The sequence below is a fragment of the Halioxenophilus aromaticivorans genome, from assembly GCF_042850945.1.
Taxonomy (GTDB): Bacteria; Pseudomonadota; Gammaproteobacteria; order Pseudomonadales; family Cellvibrionaceae; genus Halioxenophilus; species Halioxenophilus aromaticivorans.
In genome coordinates, this window is the sequence record NZ_AP031496.1 from 4,989,680 (window position 1) to 5,002,384 (window position 12,705).

The 12,705-nt window shown below is 53.6% G+C and carries 9 protein-coding genes and 1 pseudogene; 3 read left to right on the forward strand and 7 right to left on the reverse strand.

The features are described 5' to 3' along the window. Window positions 1-30 precede the first annotated feature (30 nt). The 3 genes from ACGHM3_RS21290 to argC are packed head-to-tail and all read right to left on the reverse strand — an operon-like array spanning window position 31 to window position 2,419. Window positions 31-606, reverse strand: coding sequence for a polymer-forming cytoskeletal protein (locus tag ACGHM3_RS21290; RefSeq protein ID WP_345421108.1), 576 nt, complete (start codon window positions 604-606; stop codon window positions 31-33). After that, window positions 593-1,348 (reverse strand): DUF6776 family protein, encoded by a 756-nt coding sequence (locus ACGHM3_RS21295; RefSeq protein ID WP_345421105.1) that lies wholly within the window; start codon window positions 1,346-1,348, stop codon window positions 593-595. Before ACGHM3_RS21295 ends, ACGHM3_RS21290 begins: the two co-directional genes overlap by 14 nt. A gap of 30 nt (window positions 1,349-1,378) precedes the next feature. Continuing rightward, window positions 1,379-2,419 (reverse strand): N-acetyl-gamma-glutamyl-phosphate reductase, encoded by a 1,041-nt coding sequence (gene argC, locus ACGHM3_RS21300; RefSeq protein ID WP_345421102.1) that lies wholly within the window; start codon window positions 2,417-2,419, stop codon window positions 1,379-1,381. Between the two features lie 274 nt (window positions 2,420-2,693). On the opposite strand from argC, the gene ACGHM3_RS21305 reads away from it, so the two are divergent. Beyond that, window positions 2,694-4,445: a chloride channel protein gene (locus ACGHM3_RS21305; protein ID WP_345421099.1), complete on the forward strand. Its 1,752-nt coding sequence runs from the start codon at window positions 2,694-2,696 to the stop codon at window positions 4,443-4,445. Window positions 4,446-4,462: 17 nt separating this feature from the next. Here the strand turns inward: ACGHM3_RS21305 and ACGHM3_RS21310 are convergent, their stop codons facing one another. Further along, on the reverse strand, window positions 4,463-4,762 hold the full coding sequence (locus tag ACGHM3_RS21310) for a Dabb family protein (RefSeq protein ID WP_345421096.1): 300 nt from the start codon (window positions 4,760-4,762) through the stop codon (window positions 4,463-4,465). Window positions 4,763-4,822: 60 nt separating this feature from the next. Between ACGHM3_RS21310 and ACGHM3_RS21315 the strand changes: the two genes are divergently transcribed. Then, a complete protein-coding gene (locus tag ACGHM3_RS21315) occupies window positions 4,823-5,518 on the forward strand; it encodes an START domain-containing protein (RefSeq protein ID WP_345421093.1) in 696 nt (231 codons plus the stop codon). Window positions 5,519-5,550: 32 nt separating this feature from the next. Here the strand turns inward: ACGHM3_RS21315 and ACGHM3_RS21320 are convergent. The 3 genes and pseudogenes from ACGHM3_RS21320 to ACGHM3_RS21330 all read right to left on the reverse strand — a co-directional run. Then, a pseudogene (locus ACGHM3_RS21320) lies at window positions 5,551-6,288 on the reverse strand (class II aldolase/adducin family protein); the annotation flags it as partial. Window positions 6,289-6,494: 206 nt separating this feature from the next. Next, window positions 6,495-7,757, reverse strand: a complete 1,263-nt coding sequence (gene glyA / locus ACGHM3_RS21325) for a serine hydroxymethyltransferase (RefSeq protein WP_345421090.1) — start codon at window positions 7,755-7,757, stop codon at window positions 6,495-6,497. A 324-nt stretch (window positions 7,758-8,081) separates the two neighbouring features. After that, window positions 8,082-9,326, reverse strand: a complete 1,245-nt coding sequence (locus ACGHM3_RS21330; protein ID WP_345421087.1) for an endonuclease/exonuclease/phosphatase family protein — start codon at window positions 9,324-9,326, stop codon at window positions 8,082-8,084. A gap of 218 nt (window positions 9,327-9,544) precedes the next feature. On the opposite strand from ACGHM3_RS21330, the gene ACGHM3_RS21335 reads away from it, so the two are divergent. Then, window positions 9,545-12,649, forward strand: a complete 3,105-nt coding sequence (locus tag ACGHM3_RS21335; RefSeq protein ID WP_345421084.1) for a TonB-dependent receptor — start codon at window positions 9,545-9,547, stop codon at window positions 12,647-12,649. Window positions 12,650-12,705 lie beyond the last annotated feature (56 nt).

The following is a 12,705-nucleotide window of genomic DNA, read 5'->3' on the forward strand; positions in this document are numbered from 1 at the left end:
TAGCGGCGAGCACATCGCCGACGGACGTTACTATCTGCGTCTGCCACCGCGAGATTTCAACCCACCGGAGGCATTATTGTTCGCTTTGTTATCTTCGCTGACCGCAACTAGATTACTGTCGTCGCTGGCTTCTGGATCTTGTACGGCCTTGGCGTCTTCGTTGATTGCCACCACAGAGCTACCGGAGTCTGGTTCTGATTCGGGCTCTTTACTACCATACACCAAATTGCCGTTGACCTGGGCACCCTTCACCATTTCGATGAGCTTGTAATGCACATTGCCATCAACCACCGCCTGAGCCGCCAACTCAACATGCTCCGAGGCATACACATCACCCTGAACACGGCCGTTGATCACCACGGAAGGCACTCGAATCTCACCGCACACCACACCGCTGTCGAACAACTGCAGCCGTGCGTCTGATCCCTCTTGGCTGACTATATTACCGGTTACGGTGCCTTCCACAACCAGGCTGCCACTGAACTTTAAATCGCCGGTGATTTCGGTGCTTTTAGAGATCAGTGTCGTGCCGGTAACGCCGCCGCGGGGCGAAGCCGGTTTACTGGACTGAGCCGGTGCTCCAGCGCCTTTTTTACTTCCAAACATAATTTACCTCCGTCGTTTGCCATGCCAGCTTGCCGCTATCGTTGGACGTCTTACCTGAGACGGTTGCCTTCAATTGCCACTCTAGCCAATCAGGCTGAAAGCCCTCTGGCAAACTGATTTCACCCTCTAGGGTTTGAAAATATTTAAACTTGAGTTTAATCGTGTCTTGCTCGGCCTGCTGGGAAACTTGCGAAAGCGACAGGCGGCTCTCTTTACCTTCAGCCCTACCAACAACGGACAGTTCTATTGCGCCTGAAACGCGATTGTGATTGGCCGCCACCTGCTGCACCACAACACTGTAGCGGTAGCGCAACGGGTCCGTGGTGGCAAACAACTGCACACTGCCCACATCAACACCCTTACGCTTGCTGTTTGGGTCCATCAGCCCTCGGTAAAAGCCGATCTCGGCTTGCAACTGCGCAATGGTGGCTTGCAACGCGACGATGTCTTCGCGGTTTTTGGAGGCTGCAACGCGATCTATATTTGTGGCGGCCTTTTGAGTCTCTAACTGTAGCAGTGCTTGTTCGGCGTGCAGCCTAGCCTGCTGAGCATCCGCCACCACCCGCTGGTTCTCATGGGCCAATTCACGGTTAAGATCCCGCGCCTGCTTACTGAGCAAAACCGCACTCAAGGTTGCGGCGACCACAATAGACACACACCAAGCACCAGCAACAGCCGGCACCAACCATGGCCGCCGTTCTACCACAACCAATTCCGGCGCACTTATTGATTTCCCTGACACGAGACGCCCTAGCTACTGTCTATGCGATCATTAAGGCAACAAAGCTGCGGCCTGGAGCCCGGCGGATTCATCGAAGCCAAACATGATATTCATGTTTTGCACCGCCTGCCCGGAGGCCCCTTTGGTGAGGTTATCGATGACAGACATCACCACCACCGTGTCTCTGCCCTGGGGCTGAACCACAGAAATGCGACACATATTAGAGCTCTTTACGCTGCGCGTTTCGGGGTGAGAGCCCGCTGGCAACACATCCACGAAGGGTTCACTTTTGTAGCGCTCGGCGAACAACGCGGTTAAATCCTGGGGCTCGCCCAGCAAGGTGGCGTAGGCAGTCACGTGAATGCCACGGATCATGGGCAGCAAATGCGGCACAAAGGTAAGCTCGGCGGGCGCTTGGCCCTCGCTCTGAGCATCTCTAAGGCCCTGTTCTATTTCTGGCAAATGACGATGGCCGGCAGAGGCGTAGGCTTTGAAACTGTCGGCCACCTCAGCAAACAAATTGGCTACCTTGGCCTGCTTACCGGCACCACTGACACCGGAAGCAGCATTGGCGATTAAATGACTGGGGTCGACCAGGTTATTTTCCAACAAAGGCAACAACGCCAACTGGGTTGCCGTGGGATAACAGCCCGGGCAAGCCACTAATTGCGCTTCAGCAATTGCAGCGCGGTTGCGCTCAGGCAGGCCGTAGACGGCTTGGCCAATTAATTCCGGGCAACCGTGGGGTTGGCCGTACCATTGAGCCCACAATGCGGCGTCGCGAATTCGAAAGTCGGCGGAGAGGTCCACCACTCGAACACCGCGTTCAATCAAAGCCGGCATTTGGCTTTGAGCTACACCATGGGGCGTGGCAAAAAAGACCACATCGCACTGGGCCAGGGCGTCTGGGTCTGGCTCGGTAAAGTTAATGCCAAGGATGCCGCGTAAACTTGGGAACATATCCGCTACGGGAATACCAGCGTCGGAGCGCGAAGTGACTTGGGCAACCTCTACTTCTGGATGGCTAACCAGCAGACGCAATAACTCTACTCCGGTGTATCCGGTGCCACCTACAATGCCTGCTTTAATCATAATGTCGCCCTCTCAACTTAGTACTGCAATTAGGGCAGTTATGATAGTGCCCTAAGCAGCAAAGCTAAAGCTAATCACCGCCCCGCAGGCGTGCATTTGGGTAAAATTAGATTAATTTGTCTAAAACTCTCGTCGGGATTCCACTGAGCCGCCATTGGTAACCATTGTTGGCCACTGAAGCATGGCGGCGTGCCAGCTCACAGCAATGCCTATATACTTTGCAGTTGATGATCAAACGACAGCAATCTGGCCGCCATCGTAGTAAGGACACCACTTGGACAAGACACTTAGCGCCAGACTGCGGCGCCGATTAAGCGACCTGCGGCGTCAGCTGTCTTATTTAAATGCTCTCCCGCAATTAACCATTCTTGGCACCTTGGCCGGCATCGCCGCCGCTTGTGTGATCATCGCCTTCCGCTTCGCCATGGACGCCCCACTGATTGCTTGGCTAGGCAGCGCCGATGGATTCGAATCTTTGAGCCAATTAGAGCGCTTCTTGCTACCCGCCGCCGGCGCCCTGGTGATTGGCGTGGGCTTGCAATTGCTGCCCGATCGCATTTTGAAAGTGGGGGTTGGCCACGTGCTCGACCGCATCCACAACCATCAGGGGCATCTACCCTGGCCCAATTTTTTGGTGCAATTTGTGGCTGGCGTTACCTTGTTGATGTCGGGCCAGTCCGTAGGCCGAGAAGGCCCGGCCGTGCATTTGGGCGCAGGTGCCGGCAGCTTGCTGGGCCAAGCGCTAAAAATCCCCAATAACAGCATGCGCGTAGTGGTAGCCGCCGGCGTAGGAGCGGCCATTTCCGCGGCGTTTAACACTCCCTTGGCCGGCGTGGTGTTCGCCATGGAAGTGGTGTTGATGGAATACTCCATCGCCGGGTTTATTCCCATTATCATGGCCTCCTTCGCCGGCTCTTTATTATCGCAGGTTGCCTTCGGCACGGCGCCGGTGTTTACCGTGCACACGGTGAGCCTGGCCGCGCTTTCAGAGCTGCCCTATTTAATGTTGGCCGGTGTTGCCATAGGCCTGGTGGCGATCACCTATTCCTATTTGCTCACCCTGGGCCACCGGGTAAGCCAAGTGCCGGTCAGCGTAAGAGTCACGCTGGCCGGTATTTTTACCGGTGGCGTAGCGGTATTTGTGCCGCAGGTGCTGGGCATGGGCTACGACACCTTGGCACAAGCCATGGAAGGCAACATCGCCATTAAACTGTTGTTGGTAATTCTTGTCTGCAAGTTGCTCACCACCGGGGTAAGTATCAGCGCTGGCATGCCCGGTGGGCTAATAGGCCCCACGATTTTCATTGGCGGCTTGGTGGGCGCAGCCCTGGGCGTGGGCAGTGCGTGGATTCACGACGGCGATGCCTCAGACCCCGGCTTTTACGTGCTACTTGGCATGGCCGCCACGCTTGGCTCGGTACTTAACGCGCCACTAACCGCACTGATCACCATTCTGGAGTTAACCGCCAACCCCAATATTATTTTCCCCAGCATGTTGGTGGTTGTGATCTCTTGCCTGTGTACTCGTATTTTTATGGGCGACAAAGGCATATTTTTGATCATGCTTAAACAGCAAGGGCGCCGAATTAAATCCTCTGGCTTAACCTCTGAACTAAGCAGGGTTGGGGTATTCCAGGTAGCCACCACCAGCTTTGTGCGCAGCCGAGGCAAACTGGATTACGACCAGGCCCGCGCACTGCTAGAAGACAAACCCACCTGGATAGTACTGGCAGAGTTGGATAAACCAAAACGGCTGATCAAAGCCGCAGATTTAGCCAAGTTTTTGGAATCGGCACCGGAAAAAATACTGACGCTGGAAGAAGAAATAGACCTGCAAGAACTGCCCGGCGATCAAACCCTGCTGCCCCCCATCCACGAGCAAGCCACACTGCTGGAAGCACACTTGTTGATGAAAACCGAATCCACTGATGCAGTGTATGTTCAAAACCCCAGGCCATTCGCACTGGAAACAGAAGTCATGGGTATTGTGACTCGGGAAGCGGTTACCAATTATTACTCGGTTTAAGCGCTGCGTCAGAGCGATTAGAAAGATTCGTGTTTAACGTAATCCAGCTCTAAAAACACATCGATTTCTTGCTTCCAAATATTCTCCACAAATGCCACGTGTTCTGGATGATTAGAGTAGGCGTCGTAGTCGGCTTGATTGGTAAACTCCATGGAAAAGCCGAAGTCGTACTCATTTTTCTGCCCCACTTGGCGGTAACATTGAAAATTGTTAACCATTGGCAACTTGGCAAGAACCACACCGGCCGTTAAAAAGGCCTGCTCTTGTGGGGAGCCGGCCGGGTGTTTGGTTTTAAATGCGACTGTGTGAATAATCATAACGTTGCTCTAGAAAAAACAAAAACCCTTTCAAATTCAATCTATGTGGGTACCGAATCTATGTTAAAAGCCTCAGCCAACTTTGGCCACCACCTTTCAGTGATTTTAGCCGCGTTGGTGATTGGCATTGCACTGCTACCCGGCTGCGCACAACTGCCCTCCTCTTGGCAGACGCAAAAAGAAAAGCCGCCGGTAACCTATTCCACCCGCAGCAGCCCGCTGCCGGCACTGCCTGAATTTAAAGCTGAGGTAACGGTGCAGGCGCCAATGGCCAAGGTGAAAAACGTCCTAATGGATTTTGCTCGCCACCCCCAGTGGGTATTTGGCTGCCAGCGTAGCGAAATCATCTCACTGGATAACTACACCGATGCCACCGTATACCAAGTGACCCAACTGCCCATTGTGCGTAACCGCGATGTGATTATGGCGGCCAAGGCCCGCGATGGCGAAAATAACCACGACCAACCCACCTTTACCGTGACCCTAGAGGCCGCACCGGATTTCTGCCAAGACAATACCAGTGCCGGCTGCCAGCGAGTGAATCAATCCAAGTTGGTGCGGGTGCGCCAAGCGCAGGGCTCTTTTACCTTAACCGAGCTGGCGCCGGAGCAAACCCACGTCTCTTGGCAGCAATATCTCGACCCAGCCGGCAGCCTGCCGGCCTGGTTATACCGCGCCAACCTTGCCCAAGTGCCCATTAAAACCCTGCGCAATTTAAAGCAGTTGGTAGAATCGGAAGTGGACGGCGGGCAGTAGTTGCTCTTTATAGGGGTTACTATTTATAGAAGTTACTCTTTGTAGGAATTATCCAACCGGTCGATTTTTCGAAGCAGGGCGTTAAATTCCAACACACCCGGTGCCACCGGCCCGGTTTGCAGTTTGAGTAGCTGTGCGGTTTTTTCGGCAATGCTTTGGTCGATAGGAATCAATGGCTGGCCGGAGGCATCTGCCGACACTTGGATTTCACAGGCACGCTGCAATAACCAAAGGCGCATAAACATATCCTCTATGGAATTACCGCAGGCCAGCAGGCCGTGGTTGCGCAAGATTAGTAAGGATTTATCACCCAGGCTAGCAACTAAGCGCTCTTGTTCACCGGGCATCACGGTAATGCCTTCAAAGTCGTGGTAAGCCACCTGGCCGTGCAGCAGTACCGAATAGAAATTATCGTGTCGCAACCCGTTTTGTTGGCAGGCCACCACGGAACCAGCATCGGTGTGCAGGTGGCCGATGCACACGGCATCTTCTCGAGCAGAGTGAATGGCGGTGTGGATAATCATACCGGCGGGGTTGGGCTGGTGCGGGCTATGGCCTAGCTTTTCGCCTTTAACATTCACCTTGAGCAGGTTAGAGGCGGTGACTTCGCTGTAGTGTAAACCGTAGGGGTTAATCAGAAATTGGCCTTGGCTGCCTGGGATTTTTACGGTGATGTGGTTGTAGATAAGCTCATCCCACCCCAGGTGGGCAAATATTCGATAACAGGCAGCCAGCTTGACTCGTAATTTGCTTTCTTCTTCGGTCATTTTAGTTCTCTTTTTATCGTTATTTTATGGTCGATTTGTGCTTGTTTTGTAATGTTACGAGATTAGCGGTACTGCACACTGGGGCTTTGCTGTAGCAGCCCGCACCGAGACCTTTGCATAACCCGGCTCACTTCCGCAAGTTCTTGAACGCAAATTTTAGGCAAAAAAAACCGCAGACTAGGCTGCGGTTTTCTCGGCCAGTTACAAGCTTACTTGTAAACCGGGAACTCCTTACACAAAGCCAGTACCTGGGCTTTAGTGGATTCGATAACGGCATCGGAGTTGCCTGCTTCTAGGCTATCCAATACGTCGCAAATCCAGTTGGTTAGCTGCACGCACTGCTCTTCTTTAAAGCCACGGGTGGTGATGGCGGGGGTGCCCACACGTAAGCCCGAAGTAACAAACGGTGAACGCGGGTCGTTTGGCACGGCGTTTTTGTTCACAGTGATGTTGGCTTTGCCCAGAGCGGCATCGGCGTCTTTACCGCTGTATTCTTTGCCAATCAAATCCACCAACATTAAGTGGTTTTCGGTACCGCCAGAAACAATCTTGATACCGCGCTCGATGAACGTAGCCGCCATAGCCTTGGCGTTTTTAACCACCTGCTCTTGGTAGGTTTTAAAAGAAGGCTCTAATGCTTCTTTAAAGCTCACCGCTTTAGCTGCGATAACGTGCATCAACGGGCCACCTTGGCCACCGGGGAATACGGCAGAATTGAGTTTCTTTTCAATCTCTTCGTTGGCGCGGGCCAAAATAATACCACCGCGTGGGCCACGCAGGGTTTTATGGGTGGTAGAGGTGGTGACATCGGCGATTTGAATGGGGCTTGGGTATACGCCTGCGGCAACCAAACCGGCAACGTGGGCCATATCCACCATCAGGTAGGCGCCAACGCTGTCAGCGATATCGCGGAAACGTTGCCAATCCATCACCATGGAGTAAGCAGAGAAACCCGCCACGATCATTTTAGGCTTATGCTTTTGAGCCAAGCGCTCTACTTCGTCATAGTCGACCTCGCCAGTTTCTAGGTTTAGGCCGTACTGCACTGCGTTGTACATTTTGCCGGAGAAGTTAACCTTGGCACCGTGGGTCAGGTGGCCACCGTGGGCCAAACTAAAGCCCAAAACGGTATCGCCCGGGGCACACAGCGCTTGGTAAACCGCGGCGTTGGCCTGGGAGCCGGAGTGCGGCTGGACGTTGGCGTAGTCGGCACCAAACAGCTCTTTGGCGCGCTCGATAGCCAATTGCTCGGCTTTATCCACGTATTCACAACCGCCGTAGTAACGCTTGCCAGGGTAGCCTTCGGCGTACTTGTTGGTCATTTTGGTGCCTTGGGCAGCCATAACCTGCGGGCTAGTGTAGTTTTCGGAGGCAATCAGCTCGATATGCTCTTCCTGGCGGCGGTCTTCATCGACGATGGCGGCCCAAATATCTGGGTCGTAGGATGATAAAGGCTTGTCTGAATCGAACATGGGCTACCCCTCTACACTTGGCTCATGAAAATTGAGGCGCGGATTGTACACTATTTGTTGGCTAGGTAACGAGCCACAAATGGGTTAAATGTTAGCCGAGGTACGCCAGCTTTGAATTACGTTAACACTGGCTAATACAGGGCCGCTTGACGCTTATTTTATACCGGTGCTGGGAGACTCCGGATTAACATTAACAGAGCCTGGAGAAAGCCTTATTTTGGCTTATGTTTTTGCGTTAGGGGCCTCTGTAGGTTTGCATATTTAAAGTTGTACTTTAAATATGCAAACCTTAAAAGCACCTCTGAAATAAGCGTTCTAAGCGGCCTAGTCGGTAATTTGCAGATCCAAATACACCAAACGGTGGTCCGACGAGGCCTTACGGCTGGCGACTAGGCGATATTCTGCGGAGCCTTGGGTAGGCCAAAACACGCCGCCATCGACAATGCGCCAGCCTTGTTTAGAAGGCAGAACGTAATCCGCCCGGCTCTTCCAGGCGGCAGTGTGTTCGGCCGCGCCAGCCACACCCGGTGCGTTTTGGTGGGCACCTTTGCTGGTTGGGGTGAAGCTGGCATTGATAGCAGAGTGGTCAAACAGCTGATCCAGGGTACCCGGCAGGGTATCTTTGCTGTAAACGCTGGCGTTTAAGTCACCCAAAATCACAAACCGTTGGCCGCTAAACGGCGCCTTGCTGCCGTTATCGTCGTAAATATACCCGGCCTGGGAGAGGTAATCGGCCAACAGGCGAATCTCATCGTGGTTGCGGCGGCCGTTGCGATCTTCCGGGCCATCGAACACCGGCGGCGTGGGGTGGGATGCCAGCACATGCAGGGTTTGGCCGGCCACCGTGATGGGCAAATCCCACAGCGATTTGGACGATAAGCGCAGCTCGGGCCAGGCCTCAGCGCTGTACCACGATTGCCCCGTTTCTGGGTCCACCGGTTTTAAGGCACCGGGCATGTCCGCCCATTTGAACTTTTGAAAGCTGCGTACCTGATCTGCTGCGATGGGGTAGCGAGACAGCACCACCATGCCGTACTGCCCGGGATAAAAGCCAAACCCCCAGGCATCGGCGCCCTTGCCGGTGGCCTTGCCATCGCCGCTTAGGTCGAAGGGGCTGGGCTCGCCAGTGTTGACCGGCGCAATATAGGCGTAGGGGTAATCCACGGGTTGCAAACCGCTGTGTTGTGGCACGGCTAAATAACGCTTTTTAAATTGATCGATCCCCTTGGCTTGCTGCGGGATGTAGTCAAACTCGTTAAGCAATAGGATATCCGGCCGCACGCGCTGGATGATTTCAGCAATGTTGCGAATTTGCGGATGGCTACCAGAGGCTAAAGCGTCTTCGAGCAGCGCTAGGCTGGCCTCTTCATTCTGGTCGGTTTGATAGTTGGTGGCTTCCATACTGACATTAAAGGTGGCGATTCTTAGCTGGGTTGGAGTAAGCGCACTTGACTCAGCCGTGGCCTGCGCCTCGGTAATTTTCTCCATACTGTTAACCCACTGACTAACGCACAGCAAAAGTGCACAAACCACCCCAAAAAGTGGCATTTTTCGGCCATTGTCCTGCATATAACCTGCTCCATCTGCAATTTGGCTGAATAACTTAGCTACCCGCCGCCGGTTTTAGTTACGACGTTTAACTGGTTCAACACTTGCCTGTAACGAATTTGTAATAAATTGCTTCGACAATTGCCGGTATTGGCCTACTTAACCGTCTAAGTAGCCAGATATTACACGTTACTCACCACCAGAGCAGAGCTCATTTTAGACCTTTTAGGGAAAACATTATGAAACCTTTCTTAAAACAGCGCTTAGCTGCGGCCGTGATATTGGCCGCAACGGCAGGAGGCGTTAGCGCTCAGGAAACAACTTCGGCCATCCGCGGTAAGGTGCTAACACCTGGCGGCAGCCCAATGGCCAACGCAGAAGTATTGGTTATTGATACTCGCACCGGTTCGCAACGCGCCTACAACACCAACGCATCGGGCTCCTTCTTTGCCCCCAACTTGGCCGTTGGTGGCCCCTACCGTGTGGTTATCGACGGTAAAGAAACCATGGTTGAGTCCATCAGCCTCGGTGATGTGTACAACCTAACCGTGGGCGGTTCTCAGTCCAGCATGGAAGAAGTCACCGTGGTGGCCGATGCCGGCGCTCTGAACAGCATGGCGGTGGGCCCGTCCGCCAGCTTTGGCCAATATGAACTGGATACTGCGGTAACCATCAGCCGCGACCTAACTGAAATGATCGCAGTGGACCCACGCATTAACCTGGACCCAGGCGGCGGCATCAACTGCGCGGGTAAACACCCACGATTTAACAGCACCACTTTGGACGGCGTTAGCCAAAACGACCGCTTCGGTTTGAACAGCAACGGTTACTCCACCGCCACCGGTATGCCCTTCCCTCTGGCAGCCATTGGCCAGGTATCGGTCGAACTGGCCCCCTTCGACGTAAACTACGGCGGCTTTAGCGCGTGTACCATCAACGCCGTAACCAAAACCGGCTCCAACGAATTCCACGGCGGCGTATTCTATCAATACACCGACGACAGCCTGCGCGGCGATTCTCTGGATTTTGGCGGCGGCGACTTTAACCAGTATGACAGCGACGACTACGACGAATACCGTCGCGGTTTTGACCTGGGCGGTTACATCATCCCAGACAAATTATTCTTTTACGTTGCCTACGAAGAATCCCAAGAGCCTGAATTTATTGCCCAGGGCGTTGCCGGCACCAACAACGGTGAAGTACGCGACTGGTTAAGCCAGGACGATTTCGACCGCATTTCCAACATTGCCCAAACCGTTTACAACTATACCCCCGGAGGCATGCCAGGCAATGGCGTACAAGAGGAAGAAAAGTACTCAGCGCGCTTAGATTGGAACATCACTGACCTGCAAACCTTGACGTTGATCTACAACAAGTACGAAGGCTTCGAAAATCGCGCCTCGGACAGCGACGACAACGAGTTTGAATTTGCCAACCACTTCTACACCAAAGGCGCCGAATCCGAGACCTTAACGGCCAAGTGGGCTGCCCAGTGGACCGATACCTTCTCCACCGAAGTGTTCTACAGCCAGAACGAGATGAACGACTCCCAGGTCAACGTGGCCGACGTAGGCTTTGCAGAAATGCAGATCTCCATTGGCGACAACACCGTTTACATGGGTACCGACGATTCACGTCAATCCAACGCCCTGGATACCGAAGCGGACTACTTTAAACTTAACGCTCAATACCTTGCTGGCGACCACGTATTAACCTTTGGTTACGAGCAAGAGGCGCTGTCTGTATTCAACCTGTTTGTGCAGCACTCCGACGGCGGTGAAATTCGCTTTGACAGCATCGACGATTTTGAAGCTGGCCTAGCCGCTCGTTACTATTACGGCAGCGGTGGCGGCACCAACAACTCCGACGATGCCGCGGCTTCCTATGAAAACACCTTGCACACCTTTTACGTGCAGGATGAATGGTACATTGCCGATGCCAACCTAACCCTGGTTTACGGCTTGCGTTACGAGAAATTTACCAGCGATGACGCACCCAACTACAACCCAGCGTGGGAAGATGAGTTTGGCTTCTCTAATGCTAACGGCATCGACGGTGTTGATTTGTTAATGCCACGCTTTGGTTTCACCTGGGATGCCAGCGACACCACCACCTTCCGCGGCGGTATTGGCTTGTTTTCTGGTGGTAACCCGAACGTGTGGTTATCCAACGCTTGGAGTAACGATGGCTTTACCAACGTTCAAATTCGTGAAGACGACGTATCCTTGTTTACCTCACCGCTTGCCAATGGCGGCCGACCTGGCTACGCCCCCCTGCAATCGCTTTACGATACGGTAGCGGCCACAACCGCGAACGACGCTACAGTCAGCCGAACGGCGGTAATTGACCCAGACTACGAGCAGCCTGGTGAGTGGAAAATATCCTTAGGCACCACCCACGAGTTTGGCAACGGCGTGATCATGGATTTAGACCTGATCTACTCGCGCTTGGAAAACGCCGCCTACTACCAGGACATTAGCCAAACCATCGTCGGCTACACCACCACAGGCACACCCATTTACGACTTCTCTGGTGATGTCGCTGACGTACATATGCTGACTAACTCCAGCTACGACGCCGAAGGTTTTATCGCGTCTATTGGTTTAACCAAAGCGTTTGAAAACGGCTTAACGATTAGCGCGGGTTACGCCTTGGTGGAATCGGAAGATATCAGCCCAATGACCTCTTCCACGGCGGGCTCAAACTTCGAAAGCACTGCCTTGCGTGATGTTAACAACCCGCGCCCTGGCACCTCGAATTACGAAGTTCCACACCGTTTCAGCATGAACCTGAACTACAGCAAAGAGTTTATTCCAGGCCTGGAAACCAACATCACCCTAACCGCCGTGCGAGCCCAGGGCCAGGGCGGCAACTTTGTGATGGATGGCCAATCGCTGGAAGGCGACGGCTTCTTCGGCCGCCACCTGCTGTACGTACCTACCGGCGCGGATGACCCCAACGTGGTGTTTGCCGACACCTTCGACCAGGACGCTTTCTTCTCCTGGGCGGATAAAAACGGGCTGGGTTCTGGCTACGTAGGCCGCAACGAAGTGAACTCCAACTGGAGCACCAAAATCAACCTGGCCGTGCGCCAAGAGATTCCAAGCTTCTCGGACGACACCCACGCGTCTGTTTACCTACTGGTTAACAACCTGGGCAACTTGCTAAACGACCGCTGGGGCCACCAGTACGACGCCCAGTTCTTTAGCCAAGAAGTGGTAGACGTTGAAGTCAACGACGCCGGCCAATACGTATTCACCAATTTTAAAGGTGGCAACGTGGACAGCCTGGAAGACAACCTATCCCTGTGGGAAGCACAGATTGGTATCGATTTCCGATTCTAATCTGGGCGTAGCCCTACTTGCATAAGGATGTGCAGGGATAAAACGCAGTACGAGAG